16 protein-coding genes and 1 other RNA gene are annotated in these 15,516 nt (G+C 41.7%); 3 read left to right on the top strand and 14 right to left on the bottom strand.

Features of this window, described 5'->3' with window-relative positions:
- Positions 1-89 precede the first annotated feature (89 nt).
- The 9 genes from QR40_RS15270 to QR40_RS15230 all read right to left on the bottom strand — a co-directional run bounded on the left by QR40_RS15270 (position 90) and on the right by QR40_RS15230 (position 8,853).
- On the bottom strand, positions 90-1,220 hold the full coding sequence (locus QR40_RS15270) for a bifunctional chorismate mutase/prephenate dehydratase (protein WP_027294323.1): 1,131 nt from the start codon (positions 1,218-1,220) through the stop codon (positions 90-92).
- A complete protein-coding gene (folK, locus tag QR40_RS15265; protein WP_027294324.1) occupies positions 1,213-2,028 on the bottom strand; it encodes a 2-amino-4-hydroxy-6-hydroxymethyldihydropteridine diphosphokinase in 816 nt (271 codons plus the stop codon). The genes QR40_RS15270 and folK overlap by 8 nt, the downstream gene beginning before the upstream one ends.
- A gap of 70 nt (positions 2,029-2,098) precedes the next feature.
- On the bottom strand, positions 2,099-2,908 hold the full coding sequence (folP, locus tag QR40_RS15260) for a dihydropteroate synthase (RefSeq protein WP_044296061.1): 810 nt from the start codon (positions 2,906-2,908) through the stop codon (positions 2,099-2,101).
- Between the two features lie 36 nt (positions 2,909-2,944).
- A complete protein-coding gene (locus QR40_RS15255; RefSeq protein WP_027294326.1) occupies positions 2,945-3,427 on the bottom strand; it encodes an HD domain-containing protein in 483 nt (160 codons plus the stop codon).
- Positions 3,428-3,437: 10 nt separating this feature from the next.
- Positions 3,438-3,992 (bottom strand): GTP cyclohydrolase I FolE, encoded by a 555-nt coding sequence (gene folE, locus QR40_RS15250; RefSeq protein ID WP_027294327.1) that lies wholly within the window; start codon positions 3,990-3,992, stop codon positions 3,438-3,440.
- A gap of 5 nt (positions 3,993-3,997) precedes the next feature.
- A complete protein-coding gene (locus QR40_RS15245) occupies positions 3,998-5,287 on the bottom strand; it encodes a bifunctional folylpolyglutamate synthase/dihydrofolate synthase (RefSeq protein ID WP_027294328.1) in 1,290 nt (429 codons plus the stop codon).
- A gap of 238 nt (positions 5,288-5,525) precedes the next feature.
- Positions 5,526-6,326 carry an HAD-IIA family hydrolase gene (locus tag QR40_RS15240; protein ID WP_044295913.1) on the bottom strand — a complete coding sequence of 267 codons (801 nt, stop codon included), beginning with the start codon at positions 6,324-6,326 and terminating at the stop codon, positions 5,526-5,528.
- A complete protein-coding gene (locus QR40_RS15235) occupies positions 6,314-7,657 on the bottom strand; it encodes a sn-glycerol-1-phosphate dehydrogenase (RefSeq protein WP_044295912.1) in 1,344 nt (447 codons plus the stop codon). The genes QR40_RS15240 and QR40_RS15235 overlap by 13 nt, the downstream gene beginning before the upstream one ends.
- A 101-nt stretch (positions 7,658-7,758) precedes the next feature.
- Positions 7,759-8,853, bottom strand: a complete 1,095-nt coding sequence (locus QR40_RS15230) for a LacI family DNA-binding transcriptional regulator (protein WP_044295911.1) — start codon at positions 8,851-8,853, stop codon at positions 7,759-7,761.
- A gap of 219 nt (positions 8,854-9,072) precedes the next feature.
- Here QR40_RS15230 and QR40_RS15225 point away from each other — a divergent pair, with 219 nt between their 5' ends.
- Entirely contained in the window at positions 9,073-9,453 is a 381-nt protein-coding gene (locus QR40_RS15225) for a putative ABC transporter permease (protein ID WP_027294332.1), read from the top strand.
- On the opposite strand, the gene QR40_RS33250 is transcribed toward QR40_RS15225, so the two are convergent.
- Both QR40_RS33250 and QR40_RS15220 read right to left on the bottom strand, forming a co-directional pair.
- Positions 9,386-9,706 (bottom strand): DUF6783 domain-containing protein, encoded by a 321-nt coding sequence (locus QR40_RS33250; RefSeq protein WP_416389849.1) that lies wholly within the window; start codon positions 9,704-9,706, stop codon positions 9,386-9,388. The two genes, QR40_RS15225 and QR40_RS33250, sit on opposite strands and share 68 nt — an antisense overlap.
- On the bottom strand, positions 9,669-10,070 hold the full coding sequence (locus QR40_RS15220; protein WP_027294333.1) for a PH domain-containing protein: 402 nt from the start codon (positions 10,068-10,070) through the stop codon (positions 9,669-9,671). Before QR40_RS15220 ends, QR40_RS33250 begins: the two co-directional genes overlap by 38 nt.
- 298 nt (positions 10,071-10,368) lie before the next feature.
- Between QR40_RS15220 and pyrB the strand changes: the two genes are divergently transcribed.
- Positions 10,369-11,286, top strand: a complete 918-nt coding sequence (pyrB, locus tag QR40_RS15215; RefSeq protein ID WP_027294334.1) for an aspartate carbamoyltransferase — start codon at positions 10,369-10,371, stop codon at positions 11,284-11,286.
- Positions 11,287-11,526: 240 nt separating this feature from the next.
- A complete protein-coding gene (locus QR40_RS15210) occupies positions 11,527-11,955 on the top strand; it encodes an aspartate carbamoyltransferase regulatory subunit (protein ID WP_044290011.1) in 429 nt (142 codons plus the stop codon).
- A 109-nt stretch (positions 11,956-12,064) separates the two neighbouring features.
- Here QR40_RS15210 and rnpB read toward each other — a convergent pair.
- From rnpB to QR40_RS15200, 3 genes are all read right to left on the bottom strand, one after another.
- Positions 12,065-12,409, bottom strand: an RNA gene (gene rnpB, locus QR40_RS29960) — RNase P RNA component class A.
- Between the two features lie 78 nt (positions 12,410-12,487).
- Complete coding sequence (locus QR40_RS15205; protein WP_200889758.1) at positions 12,488-14,155, bottom strand: nucleoside kinase; 1,668 nt, start codon at positions 14,153-14,155, stop codon at positions 12,488-12,490.
- A 73-nt stretch (positions 14,156-14,228) separates the two neighbouring features.
- On the bottom strand, positions 14,229-15,470 hold the full coding sequence (locus QR40_RS15200; RefSeq protein WP_027294337.1) for a cation:proton antiporter: 1,242 nt from the start codon (positions 15,468-15,470) through the stop codon (positions 14,229-14,231).
- Between the last annotated feature and the right edge of the window lie 46 nt (positions 15,471-15,516).

Below are 15,516 nucleotides of genomic sequence, written 5' to 3'. Positions count from 1 at the left end.
GCCTTTTCGACTATCTATTAATTCAGCATACACTCCCCGTTTTACTGACGGAATCGCACATACTGATATATGCAATTTTCAAACGTTCTCTAATAATTACCTAATATCTTCATATTGATTGCTTCTTCCCGAATACCACGCAGTGCATTTTTTACTGCACTGTCACTGAGATTTCCTTCGAAATCGATAAAGAACCGGTACTCCCAGTTTTTGCCCGGTATGGGTCTTGATTCAATTTTGCTCATGTTCAGATTATTGTATATAAAATGAGAAAGCATGTTATATAACGAACCGCTCTTATGAGGCACTTCAAAACAGATACTGACCTTGTCTGCATCTTTTCTGAAAATTCTCTGGTTAGTGGCAATAATAAATCTGGTGGAATTGACTTCGTTATAACATACCTGAACACCCATATCCTGAAGGTCAAAAAATTCTCCTGCAAAGGCACTGGCTATGGCCACCTGGGTTTTATCCCGGTCATTTGATACTTTCTTTGCAGCTACTGCCGTATTATCTAAAGGCACCTGTTTCCAGCCTCTGTGCTGGTCTAAGAACTGCTTGCACTGCATCAGCCCCTGCGGATGGGAATATACGGTTTTCACCTCATCCAGATTAGTACCGGGAACAGCCAGAAGCTTATGTTCACAGCGGATCACCTGCTCTGCCACAATATAATTTTCAAAATCAACCAATAAATCATACATATCGTTCACGATTCCGGCTGTAGAATTCTCGATGGGAAGCACCGCATAATCTGCTGAGCCCTCTGCGATGGCTTCCATGGCATCCTTCCAGGTTTCCACATGGAAAGCATTTACTTTATCTCCGAAATACTCTTTCATTGCCGCATGGCTGTATGCACCTTCCACCCCCTGGAAAACAACTCTTATATTCTCTTTTTGGATTTCATCCACTTCAATAAACGGCAGTCTTCCTACTGCACCTTTTTGTGCCAGCAGCTGATACTGCAGTTTTCTGCTCATAGCCATAATCTGCTGAAACAATTCTTCCACACCATGTTTATTAAAATCATTGTGAGTCATATTGGTAACTGCTTCAATTTTGGATGCTTCTCTTGCTTTATCAAATACTTTCTTTCCGGTATCAATTTTATATTCTGCAACCTGGCCGCTGATGCTCATTCTTTTTTCGAATAAAGCAACCATTTCCTTGTCAATACGGTCAATCTCATCTCTTAATTCTGTTAAATCAGTCATTTAATTCTCCCTTTAACTGTTCCATTGTTTTCTTTAGCAGCGGATGTCTCTTATATGGTGCAATCTGAACCATAGGTTCCAGTACAAAGTCTCTCAAATGCATTTCAATATGAGGAATGTGCAGATCTTCCGTATCTAAGATGATATCATCATACAAAAGTATATCCAGATCCAGCGTTCTGGGACCCCAGCGTATTACCCGCTCCCTGCCGGCTTCCAACTCTATTTCATGAAGTTTTTCTAACAGCTCCTGAGGCGTAAACAGTGTTTTAAGCTTCAGGGCTCCATTTAAAAATTCATCCTGTTCTACCCCGCCGTAAGGTGCTGTGGTAATCAGTTCCGATACCTTTTCTACCTGGCAGCCATAAAGTTCATCCAGGGATTTTACCGCACCCTGCAGATAGGAACTTTTATCTCCCATATTCGAACCAATGGCAATATAAGCCGTGTGCCAGCTTCTTTTAATTTCCACTGCTACGGTATCTAAAGGAAGACCTACCGGCGCCCAGGGTTTCTTGATCTCGAGCTTAACCTTTTTTAGATTCGCAACTTCGATCAACAATTCCATTGCCAGTTTTTCCGCAACCGTTTCAATGAGTTTGAATGTATGATTCTGCATGAATTCCGTAATAAAATGACTTACGTCACCATAATGTATGGATTTGGTTAAATCATCATTCATTCCCGCTTCTCTGGTATCCGTATACAGCGTTGCCGATACAATAAACTTCTGTCCTAATGTATTTTCCTCTGGAAACACACCGTGGTGACAGTATATTTCCAGGTCTTTAATCTTTATTTTATCCATGCGTTCCGTTCCTCCAGCTTATGTTTTTATATGTCCGCTCTCCGGAATATGTTTTAAATTTCTATCATATTCAAGCACGTCCAATGATCGCCTCAGTCATCTTAATAATTCTTGCATTTGCCCGGATATCATGAACTCTCACAAAAGCAGCTTTTTTCATGACGCCCATTACCGTTGTGGCAAGTGTCCCCTCTAATCGCTCGGAAGCCGGAAGATCCAGGGTAAGTCCGATCACTGATTTTCTGGAGGTTCCAAGGAGGATCGGGCAGCCAAGTTCATGCATGCGCTCCAGCCTGTCTATCGCTTCCAGATTATTTTCATAAGTCTTTCCAAATCCAACTCCGGGATCTAAGATGATTTTGTTGTCTGCTATTCCGGCTTTTTTCGCGATGGAAATTGTTTCTCTCAGGTCTTGCAGCATATCGTTGATAAAATCCTGATAATCCGCTTCTCTGCGGTTATGCATCAGGCAGCAGGGTGCCTGATATTCTGCAATTACACCTGCCAGGTCATCATCATATTTCAGGCCCCAGATATCATTTACCAGATCTGCTCCTGCTTCCAACGCCGCTCTGGCTACGCGGCTTTTATAAGTATCGATGGATACCGGAACGTCAAACCGGCTCTTTATCGCCTGAATCATCGGAACAACACGTGCAATTTCTTCTTCATCAGTCAGCAGGGTATATCCCGGTCTCGTGGACTCGCCTCCGATATCAATGATATCTGCACCCTCTTCTATCATATCCTGTGCGTGCTTAAGGGCAGCATCCTTATTATTCCATTTTCCTCCATCAGAAAAGGAATCCGGCGTTACATTTAAAATGCCCATAATATAAGTATGTTTATCTACATCAAAATCCCGATTGCCTATTCTCATCATGTCTCTAACCACCTTTATATTCTGTTTTTATAACTATAAAAGAATCTTTAAATTTTTCTTTTCATCACTCCAGCTGCACTGTTTTTCAGCTTCACATCCATAGCAGCTTCTGGACATCTTATCTGCCCTGTAGATAATGCCTGCAAGACTCTTTTCATTTTTTATTTCGCTGTTTCTATGCTGGGCAATGGCATTTATAATATCTTCACTCTCTGCCTTTGCAAAGCCACACGCCTGTAAAATAGCCGGAGCAATTCTGGCGCTTGCCTCCTGGTGCGGTGTACCATCTATATACTGTTCATGTCTCCCTATATCGTGTAAAAGAGCGGCCGCATAGATCCGCTCCTCCTTGATATTCAGTCCTTCTCTTAGATTTATAATATATGCAAGCCTTGCCACATCCATAAAATGTGCCATATCGTGCTTGCAGAAGATCCGGTCTGCTTCACATACACGGATTTTCCCCAGACATTCCCGGTAAGTTCTGTTCAATAATATTTCATTAACCCGATCCATTTGCTTCAACCTACCTTAACATTTGATAAAATGTGTTCTGCAGTTTTTCGTTATCTTTAAAAATTCCTCTGGTAACTACGGTAACTGTTTTCGAACCCGGTTTTTTAATTCCACGCATAGTCATACACATATGCTCTGCTTCTACCATAACCATTACTCCCTGGGGAGCCAGATTGTCCATAAATGCATCCGCTATCTGTGCTGTCAGCTGTTCCTGCAGCTGCAGGCGCTTTGCAAATACTTCTACCGTTCTTGCGATTTTGCTAAGCCCTACTACAGAACCATTTGGCACATATGCAATATGTGCTTTTCCGAAAAACGGAAGCATATGATGCTCACAGGTAGAATAAAATGTTATGTCTTTTTCCAATACCATTTCATTATTTTTCACATGAAAGCGTTTGCTTAAATGCTCAGCCGCATCTTCTTCCATTCCGCCTACGATCTCTGTATACATCCTTGCAATACGATCCGGTGTCTCAATCAGTCCTTCTCTTGTGGTATCTTCACCGATTCCTTCTAAAATAAGTCTAACGCCTTCTTTGATTTTACTCTGATCTATCATGATAGTTAATCCTCACTTTCTCCCATTTCTCTGGTAATCTCTCCTAAAAAAGAAAGGGAACCAAAGGCAATAATTACATCGTCTTTCCCCGCCATTGAAAGGCTCTTATCCAGTGCATCCCGGATGCTTTTTGCTGCTTCCACATGATTATGGTACTTTGCTGCTGCAATTGCCAGCTCCTGTGCCGGCAGCGCTCTGTCGTTATGTGGTGTTTCGATTGTAATAATTGCTTCCGCAAATGGAGCGGTTGTTTTTAATATTTGATCATATTCTTTATCTTTAAAAACACCCATTATATAATATATTTTTTTGTTCTGAAAATACAGTTCGATGGATTCTTTTAAAACCTGAGCCGCATCCCGGTTATGCGCTCCATCAATAATAAATACCGGGTCTTTACGAATCAGGGTAAAACGTCCCGGCCATTTCGTGTGGAAAAAAGCGCTGCGCAGGACCTCTTCCGTTATCTGGTAGCCCAAACGTACCAGCCCCTTTACCGCTTCCACTGCAAGTACTGCATTAGCAATCTGATAACTTCCTGCAAGGGAAATCCTGAGATTGTCGTATCCACCATAGGTGAAAGATTGCTCTTCATATCCATAATGGATATCTTTTGCCCTTTTCGGCGAAGCAATCATCACACTGCAGTTCTTCTCCTTAGCAGTGTCGAGAACTACCTGCATGGCTTCTTTCTTCTGCTGCATGGTAACAACCAGGGTTTCCGGCTTTATAATACCGGCTTTCTTAGCTGCAATCTCTTCGATGGTATTGCCAAGTACCCCCATATGATCCATGCTGATTGATGCAATGACCTCCATAACCGTGGTGGTAATCACATTGGTTGCATCATCCAAACCTCCAAGTCCTGTTTCCAGAACTACGATATCACACTTTTTTTCTTTGAAATATAAAAAGGACAACGCCGTTTCAATCTCAAATGAAGTAGGATGCGGCAGTCCTTCTTCTTCCATTGCATCTGCCGCCGCTTTTATTGCTGCTACATGGGCTGCCAGGGAATCCTTCTCAATAAAGATCTCATTTACCTGGATTCTTTCACGATACCGGAACAATGCCGGGGAGATATAACGTCCTACCCGGTAGCCGGCTTCCTTCAGGACAGTTGACAGATATGCCAGTACACTGCCTTTGCCATTGGTTCCTGAAATATGGATAAACTTCAATTTATCCTGCGGATTATCAAGCCTTGCGAGCATTTCCTTCATGTTGTCAAGACCAAGTACACTTCCGTATTTAGCCGCATTGTCTAAATATACTCTTGCTTCTTCGTAGTTCATGATTCTCCAATCTATTTTTTAAATAATGATCTGCTCATTATGATAAAATTCTACTTACTTTAATTGTTTATTATATTATACTTCTTAGCAAAATTCAATGAAATTGTGCGGATTTTAGGGATTAAAATCTATACATAAAGAAGGAGCCCAGACAAAGAAGCTTTTTTGTCGCTTCTTTGTCTGGGCTCTCCAGTACCTCACGGCGTATTTACGCCGGGAGGCACTGGTATACACCGAATCAGGATCGCTCTATAAATTCCAATAATTCCCGGACTGTCTCAAAACAATAATCCGGCTTATAAATTGTACTTTCCAGATCTTCCCGCTTCGCTTCACCGGTCAGCAGAAGGCAGGTCTGTGCTTTTCCCTCTATGCCGCAGGCGATATCTGTATACAGCCGGTCCCCTACCACCAGGGTTTCTTCTCTTGTAAATCCAGACCGTTCCAGGCACAGTTCGACTACTTCACAGCTTGGTTTTCCAAGATACTTTGGTTTGCGGTAAACGGCTGCCTCCAGCATATTACAGATCGAACCGCAGTCCGGTATAAATCCAAAAGGTGCCGGGCAGCAAAGATCGGGATTGGTGGCAAGATAAGCAACTTCCTTTCGATAGAGCAGCTCACAGGCTTTTTCCAATTTTTGATAGTTTAACTCACTGTCATATGCAGCCAGCACACATGCCACGTCATCTTCCACAGCTTCGGTTACCAAAATGCCTTGTTTTTGTAATTCTGCAATATAAGATTTTGTTCCAAGTACAAATATTTTCTGTTTTTGAAAATAACTTTTTAGATAACGGATTGCCATGTATCCCGACGTGACAAACTGCTCTCCCTCAGTGCTAAGATCCCATTTGGCAAATTTTTCAACATAATCCCGATTGCTTTTCGTGGAATTATTAGTAATATAATATGCTCTTCCACCGATCTTCTCTATATATTCCAAAAGTTCCCTGGACCCGTCAAACAAGGTATCACCGACGGATAAGGTACCATCGATATCGAATAAAAATAATTTCTTATTACTTAATTCTGACATGAAAATTCCCTCACAGCTAATTCTGACATTTCTTCTAATTCTCCTGTATCAAACAAAAATTGCAGTAGTCCAAAACGGTTACGCAGTTCTTTTGCATATAATACACTGTTTTTTAGTGTTTTATGATCTACTCCGATCTGCGCCGGCTGGAAAGGAGCATCCATTTCTTTTAACATCCCTGCAATTTCATCTGCTTTTGGCAGGGCTGCTATCATTTTTCTGATCTCTTCTTTATGCTTTTCAAGCTCATTTACACGGCTGTGAACAGCATCGTCCGCATTTTTATGTACCTGATTTTCTAACAGAATCACCTGAGGTGCTGCCTGCCTGTATGCTTCCCGAATCAGCTGATCCCATGCATCCCGATGAAAGGAAGCACTTTTTTCCTTCAGATTGTCCAGTTTTTCACCCAGCTTTTCGTACATTCTTAATCCCAGAACCGTACCGATTCCTACTTTTGTCCCATGCAGTGCCCCATGGCTGCCTCCGAATAATGACATCATTTCCCAATAATGGGATAAATGGTGCTCGCTTCCGGATGCCGGGCGGGAATTCCCCACATAACTCATAGCGATACCGGATAAAACCAATCCCTCCATAATGGAACCTATTGCCTCTTCGTCCCGCTCTTTGACTCTTGAAATAGCTGATACTACAGCTTCGATGGAACTGCGGATCAAAGATTCTACATACTCGCAGTAATATTCTCCGGTAACCAGATGGGCCAGTTTCCAGTCTGTTAAACACACGTACTTGCCCAGAATATCTCCTGCACCTGCAGCGATCATAGAAATCGGAGCTTCTTTTAAGATCTCCAGATCTCCGATAATTACTTTTGGTTTCCCAACTTCATATGTGGTCTTCAGATTTTTTACAATCAGCGGAGCTACATTGGAAGCAAATCCATCCATAGAAGGCGCTGTTGCCAAAATAAAATAATCAATATTTAATTTGTAACTGATAAACTTGCAAAGGTCATTGATGGTTCCGGAGCCTACTGCCAGGATCAAATCGCAATTCTGCGGCAAATCAACCAACAGGCTCCCTAATATCCTTTCATCCGGAATCAATTCATCTTCCGGAAACACTACCTTCGTATATTGATATCCATTTTCATTTAATAGAGCGGAGACTGTCTTACCTGCAACCTGCTCCGTATGAATGTCAGATACGACGCAGATATTTTGGTAGTTATAGCGGGATAAAATGCCCGGAAGCTTCCTTAACGCACCCGCTTCTATCAGTATTTCATCAATATCGCAGCGATGTTCTTTGCTGCAGCTGCATGGTATTTCACTGTTTAAATATTCCTGCCAGTCTTTTATCTTCATAATGGACTCCTTCTTTCCTGAGAAATTTTCTTATGCTGCTACTCTACCCGACTTTTTCTGTTTTGTCAAAGGCGGTATCAAATTATAAATGAAGTCTATTATTAATATTTTAAATTATAAACAGCATAAGATGAAGTCCCACGTATAATCAAACGCGGTTCATATTCCACTCTGTGAACCACATGTTCTGTCATTATCTCTTTTTCTCTCTTCTGGCGTTCCATTTTCTGCATCAGAAGGTTACAGGCATCTTCTCCCTTTTTCCCTGCATAATGATCTACCGTCGTCAGATCAATTCCACGCATCTGGGATGCCAGTATATTGTCACAGCCTACAACCGAAATATCCTTGGGTATTCTGTATTTCTCCTGCAAAAGAGCATCTCTGATTCCAAGCGCTATCATATCATTTAACCCTACGATTGCCGTAATATCCGGCACCTCCCTGATCAGCTCCAACGTCAGCAGGTAACCCACTTGAAATTCCATATCCATGTTTTGCAGACAGGGGGCTTTTCGTGCCTCATCAGGCTCTTTTATAAATACCTGATGATCTATTCCCGCATTTTCGAATTCTTCTGTAAATCCCTCCTTGCGCCTTAGTCTGGCGGGCTGTTTTTCATTTACAGCAGTCGAAATATACCCTGCTTTCCGATGCCCAAGCTCCAGCAGATATCTGGCTATCATACTGCCAGGCTTCCGGCTGTCCAGTTCTATGGAGTCAACTAATAATTTATTATTTTTTTCACCGATAAACACTACCGGTATTTTCATGGCCATCCGGTTGACCATGTCCGGAAAAGCCGGCATACAGGTATAGATAATACCAGAAGGGCAAAGCTTTTCAAGCCGTTTCAAATATTTCTCTTCTGTCTGCAGGTTCCGGTTCGTCTGGCAGACGAATATATCAAAACGGTTTTTTAAAGCTGCCTGTTCGATTCCGTCAATCAGCATACCATAATAGGGATTGTTTAGATTGGGACATACTACAAAGATTGTCCCCTTCATTCTGGACTGCTGCCTGGCAGATTTCTTTTCCATTGAATATCCTAAATTCCTTGCTGCCTCTTCAACTCTTTCAATTGTCTCTCTGGAAAAAGAAACATTGTATTTCTTATTGAGGATCATAGAAACAGCAGCCTGGGATACTCCCGCTGCTTTTGCTACATCCGTAGCCGTAACTTCTTTTTTATTCATCTTTATACCCCCTGCATATCGCAGGTTCCTCCTGCAATACTGCATTAATAAGTTGTATACCGCAGGCAGCCTGCAATACTGCCAAAATAATACGGATTCTAATGATAAACATGTGGCATCCTTCCCGGAACATAAAGCACTGCAGCAGGGCGTGACTGAATTTTTTATTTATTATGAACGAAATGTATAATACATGATAATCCGGCGCATACTCTCCATATGAAGAATAATTTTATTAAATGCGGCATCTGCGGCTGGTGTCTGGAAATCCTCTGGACCGGCTTTCTTTCATTCCGGCGCAGAGAACTGAAATTAACCGGAAAATCCTCGATCTGGATGTTTCCTATCTATGGAATGGCAGCTTTTATCGGTCCAATTTACCAGCGCATAAATAAAAAAAGCGCTATTTTCCGCGGATTTATCTACACCATGGCCATATTCGGTACCGAATTTCTAACCGGTGCTTTCCTGAAAAAACGTGGTATGTGCCCCTGGGATTACAGCAATGCAAAATTAAATGTAAAAGGAGTAATCAGACTGGACTACGCTCCCTTGTGGTTTGCCACAGGGCTGCTCTATGAAAAAATTTTAAAACGATAAAGGCTGTTGCATACAAACGATGTAACAGCCTTTTTCCTGTCTTCGAGCATATTCTAGAGTGTGTTTTAAAATTGCTTTCTGGCAGCTGTGCGTCACAGTTTGCGGGGGATTTGTCCCGGATGAAGGGCACGTAGCGGGCTACGTAACCTGAATCCGGGGCAAATATGCCGCAAAGTGGGGCGTGCAGATGGCGGGAATGAATTTTCAAACACACTCTAGCCCATATGCTGTCCGCCACAGTCACAGTCCACATTCCCCTGTGCCCCGTCAAAACTGCCGGCAACATCCATGGTATTCAATGTTCTTCGTTTGATTCGTTGTTCCTCAGAAGCTTCCAGAATAAAATTCTTTATCTGTTTTGCATTCTTAATATGTACCAGCGCCAATGTAGGATTCGTTACGTCTCCCCCATAACAATGCACCGTACCAAGTCCAAACAACCGCTCCAGAAGGCTGGTATCCAGCCGTACATCCACAATCTTATACATGTATGCATCATTCTCCTCATGATTTAGCAAACCTGAATTCACTGTAATGTACTCATTCGTAATCGTATATTTTGTGAACGTCCATGGCAGTCCAAAAAACAGCACTCTTTTTTTCTCTACAAACTTCATATATTACCTCCTCCACCGCCAATTACCTTCAAAACCCGGAAACAGGCAGTATTCCATAGTAAATTTCTTCTGAATAAATACCAAAACTTTTGTTTTTATTATATCTCATACGCCCCATAATTGCAAAAGATTTTTCCCCTGTCTAAGCCGCATTTCCCTCCCATTCCTTTTACATTTCAAATCTATTTTGATACCAAGTAATTACTCCGGCTGTAATATAGAAAAAAGCACTTGAAATTCAATACCATCTATTATATGATATTAAAAGCAAATATTCATTGCGCGAAAGGAGAAAACTATGAAACACTTAATGAGTCCTTTAGATTTTAGCGTGGAGGAATTAAATACTATTTTGAATTTAGCTAATGATATTGAAGCCAATCCATCGAAATATGCCCATGCATGTGAAGGAAAAAAATTGGCAACTTTATTTTATGAACCAAGTACCCGAACCAGATTAAGCTTTGAAGCAGCTATGATGAATCTGGGAGGTAATGTACTTGGTTTTTCTTCGGCCGCATCCAGCTCAGCTTCCAAGGGCGAAAGTGTTGCCGATACAATCCGTATGGTCTCCTGCTACGCAGATATCTGCGCTATGAGACATCCCAAAGAAGGTGCTCCTATGGTAGCCTCTATGAAATCTTCTATCCCAGTTATTAACGCAGGTGACGGCGGACACCAGCATCCGACCCAGACACTGACCGATCTCTTGACCATCCGTTCTTTAAAAGGACGCCTTGGCAACCTGACGATTGGATTATGCGGGGACTTAAAGTTTGGAAGAACAGTTCACTCACTTATTCATGCTCTGGTACGCTATACCGGTATCCGGTTTGTACTGATTTCTCCGGATGAACTGCGTGTTCCTGATTATATCCGTGAAGATGTTCTGGAACAAAACCATATGGAATACAAAGAAGTAGTCCGCCTGGAAGAAGCCCTTCCTGAATTAGACCTGCTCTATATGACCAGGGTTCAAGGGGAACGCTTCTTTAATGAAGAAGACTATGTCCGCATGAAAGATTTCTATATTCTGGACAAACAGAAAATGGAACTTGCCAAAGACGATATGCTGGTGCTCCACCCCCTGCCAAGAGTAAATGAAATCTCGGTAGAGGTAGATGATGACCCGAGAGCTGCCTATTTCAAACAGGTACAATATGGTGTATATGTCAGAATGGCATTAATTCTTACCTTATTGGAGATAGAAGGTTGAAAGCCTGCAATATGCAATGGGTAGAAGGTTGAAAGAAAATTATGATATAGAAAGGATGCCACGGTGTGATTCTTTCAACCTGTTTTATTGTGGCAGTATTGCAGGCAAGCCTGCAATATGCAATGGGTAGAAGGTTGAAAGAAAATTATGATATAGAAAGGATGCCACGGTGTGATTCTTTCAACCTGTTTTATTGTGGCAGTATTGCAGGCAAGCCTGCAATATGCAATGGGTATAAATATGTTAAATGTAGGACAATTAAGTGAAGGCTTTGTACTGGATCACATTGAGGCCGGAAAAAGCATGTCTATCTATCACTATCTGAGACTGGACAAACTGGACTGCTGTGTAGCAATAATCAAAAATGCCCGCAGTAATAAAATGGGAAAAAAAGATATTATTAAAGTAGAATGTCCCATTGATTTGCTGGATCTGGACATCCTTGGATTTATAGATCACAACATTACTATTAATATTATCAAAGATGGAACGATTGTAAACAAAAAAGCACTTTCCCTTCCGGAAAAAATTACAAACGTGATTAAATGTAAAAACCCCCGCTGTATCACTTCTATCGAACAAGGTCTGGATCAGGTCTTTGTATTAACTGATCCGGAAAAAGAAGTTTACCGCTGTAAGTATTGTGAAGAAAAATATGCCGGACGTTAATTTGAAAACGTGTATTCGAAAAACGAACTCCGGACATAAAACAGCCGCAGGCAATTAATATGCCTGCGGCTGTTTTATGTCCAAATCATTTCAATCTAAAATATTATTAAATATAAGCAGAACGATAAGCCGGGTTATGTCGTGAATGGTCATCTATCTAGGCCTTTTGTCGCCAAAAGGCTCCAGCGACCTACCTAAAGCTGACGGGCCGCCATATGCTTTCGTTCGGTCTTGCTTCGGATGGGGTTTACATATGCCCCTTCTGTTACCAGAAAGGCGGTAGTCTCTTACACTGCCCTTCCACCCTTACCAGTAAAACTGGCGGTTCATTTCTGTTGCACTATCCTTAGAGTTGCCTCCACCGGACGTTATCCGGCATCCCTGCCCTGTGAAGCCCGGACTTTCCTCGTCTGGCACCTTTCGGTCTGCCAGCCGCGACCATTTATTCTACTTACTTTGGGTATTCTACCATCTCTTTTTATTTTTGTCAATGCAGGTATTTCATTTATACATTAACATGCAGACATTTCATTTATACATTAAAACAGCTTCCACCCACAAATTCCCTTAAGATAGAATTATGCGGAATACTCTCACTTGGCATCCCCACAAAATAATCCAAAAACTTTAACAGACGTTTTGCTTCCAAAAATTCCGGCTCATCCGGATCGATACTGAATAATAACGGCTCCGCATAGAGTTTCAGTGCTGCCAGTTCATAGATTAATGCTGAATTGAACATCACATCTGCCTCTTCCTGAAATGGGAAAATATATTTTTCTTCCCCTCTTCTTACAGATGGCCACATACTGATTGTTCCTTTTGCACTGGTTCCTCTGGTTCTTGCGTCCCGGATCATACGCCTTAAAAGCCTTCCATCGGTCGTTGGAATTCGGTTATGTTCATCAATATTAAGCTGGGTAAGTGCGCTGATATAAATTTTAAACTTACTATCCCTTGGCAGGCTGTGGGACAATTGATCATTCAAACAGTGAATTCCTTCCAGAACCAGAATGTCATTTTCACCCAGCTGTTTATAGTTTCCTTTATATTCACGCTTGCCGGTTTTGAAATTATAATGAGGCAGCTCTACTCGTTCTCCTGCAAGCAGCGCGTTCATATCCTGGTTAAACTGTTTCACATCAATTGCTTCCAGGCATTCAAAATTGTGTTTGCCCTCTGCATCCACCGGCGTCTTATCCCGGTCAACAAAATAGTCATCCACGGCAATGGGATGTGGCTTTAAACCATGTGCCGACAGCTGAATCGATAGCCTGTGTGAAAATGTAGTCTTCCCGGAAGAAGACGGACCGGCGATCATCACCAGACGTTTACTTGGATTATTCAAAATCTGTTCCGCCATTTCGCCCATTTTTTTCTCCTGCAGGGCTTCCTGAATCAGAATGAGTTCATTAATCTCTCCATTGACAATCCGTTCATTCAAATCTCCCACGGTAGAAATATCCAGCATTTTCCCCCACTTCAGTGATTCCTTCTGAACATGGAAGATTTTCGTTTCCGGAAGGAATTCCGGTACAACTCTCGGATGACTGCGGGTTGGAAACTGTAAAACAAAGCCTTCGTCATAGAGATGCATATCAAAATATTTTAGATACCCGGTACTGTATACCATATAACCGTAGAAATAATCTTCGAACTCATCCAGATCATAGAGATTAACTGTAGATACCGTACGGTATTTAAATAATTTTTCTTTATCTATCATTCCATAGTGCCGGAACAGGCGTTTGGCATCCGCAATGCTGACATTTCTTTTTGTGATGGGAATATCCTCTTCTACCCGCTTTAACATATAAGCTTTTACATGCTGGAGAAATTCTTTATCCACCTTTAATTTCCCATCCACGGTAAAGTAATAACCTTCGCTTACCGAATAATGGGCGCAGACCTTCTTAATATTCGCATGGCCGCCCATATGATAGATTGCCTTTAGAAGTAAAAGAATCATACTTCTGCGGTATGCGTCAAATCCAATCTTATCCTCTGCCGTCAGAAATGTAAGCTGGCAATCCTCCTCTAATTCCCTGTGAAGTTCCCTTAGTCTTCCATTTACCATGACGAGCAGGATATCCTGTTCATAATGATGTTGATAATCTTTTGCTATTTTGTAGAAACTGGTACCGTAAGGATACTTCTTCTTTTCTCCTCTTGACTCTACTAATGCCATTTGTTCAGCCATATTATCCCCTGCCCCTTTCTGTAATAAAACTTGTATAAATACCCTGTATATGTATTATATGAATTTTTTTGAATTAAATTACTTTATCGAATGAATCCACCAATGCAGAATCACTGAGCGGCAATTCCGGTCCCGGCCCTTTTTTAAATATGATCTTTAACAGAATGGGTGTAATAATCGTTGTAATTACAACGACGACTACAATGGGTCCCAGAAAACTTTTACCAAGCAATCCCAGTTTGGAACCTTTATTTGCTACAATAAGTGCAACCTCACCTCTGGATATCATCCCGACACCGATCCTGGCACATTGATAATTTTTATAATGACATACCTTTGCACCGATTCCGCATCCAATGATCTTGGTCAGTATTGCCACTATAACCAATATCACGGAAAATGCTATAATTTCTCCCGTCATAGCCGGAAGTTCCACCTTTATTCCAATACTGGCAAAAAATATGGGGGAAAGCATCAGATACGATAAGGTGTTGAATCTGGCTTCCACATATTGAGCCCGTTTTGTCCGGGACATGATAAGACCTGCAATAAATGCACCGGTGATATCAGCAACGCCAAAGAAATGTTCTGCAGCGTAAGACATCAGCAGGCAGAATACGAATGCTGCAATTGCATGTCTTTGCAGCCCTCTTTCTGAAGGGTCACTCCACTTTTTATAAAACAGGTAAAACAGATATCCTGCTATCAGAGCCACGATGAAAAATGCAACGATTTTTAATAAAACATAAATCACATTTACAGATGTATCCGCCATACTGGTTACGATTGTCAATGCAATAATGCCAAGGATGTCATCGATAATTGCTGCCCCCAGAATTGCATTTCCGGAACGGGTTTTTAATTTTCCCATTTCTTTCAATGTTTCAACCGTTATACTCACTGAGGTAGCTGTCAGGATAATGCCAATAAATATGTTCTGCAATAACAGGGATGCATTTGCGTCTGATTCAATAACACCCGGCCGGTTAAAGAAATAACCCACTGCAAGCCCTCCCGCCAGCGGTACGATTACCCCCAACACTGCTATGACAAAGCTGGCTTTTCCGCTGCGCTTTAGCTCTTCTATATCTGTTTCCATTCCTGCACAGAACATCAGCACAATTACACCAAGTTCTGCCGTAGCCTGAATAAAATCAGTTTCTTTCAGAATTCCCAGCATCGCGGGACCCATTATCAACCCTGCAAGCAGCGCACCTACTACCTGAGGCATATGATACCTCCTGGTAATCAGTCCCAACACCTTTGTGCTCAATAAAATGAGCGCCAAATCCAACAAAAAACCATAACCATCCATAACACTTTTCTCCTTCTTTCTGTCTCAAAATCCAGTTTTATCTCTG

Origin of the sequence: Robinsoniella peoriensis (assembly GCF_000797495.1) — a bacterium.
Taxonomy (GTDB): Bacteria; Bacillota; Clostridia; order Lachnospirales; family Lachnospiraceae; genus Robinsoniella; species Robinsoniella peoriensis.
Note: the sequence above shows the minus strand (reverse complement) of the source record. Positions and strands in the feature narration are given on the sequence as shown.

Excerpts from the sequence above, each read along its gene's own strand:
- QR40_RS15270 (WP_027294323.1), bottom strand. The coding sequence starts at position 1,220 with ATGACTGATTTAACAGAATTAAGAGATGAGATTGACCGTATTGACAAG.
- folK (WP_027294324.1), bottom strand. The coding sequence starts at position 2,028 with ATGGATAAAATAAAGATTAAAGACCTGGAAATATACTGTCACCACGGT.
- folP (WP_044296061.1), bottom strand. The coding sequence starts at position 2,908 with ATGAGAATAGGCAATCGGGATTTTGATGTAGATAAACATACTTATATT.
- QR40_RS15255 (WP_027294326.1), bottom strand. The coding sequence starts at position 3,427 with ATGGATCGGGTTAATGAAATATTATTGAACAGAACTTACCGGGAATGT.
- folE (WP_027294327.1), bottom strand. The coding sequence starts at position 3,992 with ATGATAGATCAGAGTAAAATCAAAGAAGGCGTTAGACTTATTTTAGAA.
- QR40_RS15245 (WP_027294328.1), bottom strand. The coding sequence starts at position 5,287 with ATGAACTACGAAGAAGCAAGAGTATATTTAGACAATGCGGCTAAATAC.
- QR40_RS15240 (WP_044295913.1), bottom strand. The coding sequence starts at position 6,326 with ATGTCAGAATTAAGTAATAAGAAATTATTTTTATTCGATATCGATGGT.
- QR40_RS15235 (WP_044295912.1), bottom strand. The coding sequence starts at position 7,657 with ATGAAGATAAAAGACTGGCAGGAATATTTAAACAGTGAAATACCATGC.
- QR40_RS15230 (WP_044295911.1), bottom strand. The coding sequence starts at position 8,853 with ATGAATAAAAAAGAAGTTACGGCTACGGATGTAGCAAAAGCAGCGGGA.
- QR40_RS15225 (WP_027294332.1), top strand. The coding sequence starts at position 9,073 with ATGAAGAATAATTTTATTAAATGCGGCATCTGCGGCTGGTGTCTGGAA.
- QR40_RS33250 (WP_416389849.1), bottom strand. The coding sequence starts at position 9,706 with ATGTGGACTGTGACTGTGGCGGACAGCATATGGGCTAGAGTGTGTTTG.
- QR40_RS15220 (WP_027294333.1), bottom strand. The coding sequence starts at position 10,070 with ATGAAGTTTGTAGAGAAAAAAAGAGTGCTGTTTTTTGGACTGCCATGG.
- pyrB (WP_027294334.1), top strand. The coding sequence starts at position 10,369 with ATGAAACACTTAATGAGTCCTTTAGATTTTAGCGTGGAGGAATTAAAT.
- QR40_RS15210 (WP_044290011.1), top strand. The coding sequence starts at position 11,527 with ATGTTAAATGTAGGACAATTAAGTGAAGGCTTTGTACTGGATCACATT.
- QR40_RS15205 (WP_200889758.1), bottom strand. The coding sequence starts at position 14,155 with ATGGCTGAACAAATGGCATTAGTAGAGTCAAGAGGAGAAAAGAAGAAG.
- QR40_RS15200 (WP_027294337.1), bottom strand. The coding sequence starts at position 15,470 with ATGGATGGTTATGGTTTTTTGTTGGATTTGGCGCTCATTTTATTGAGC.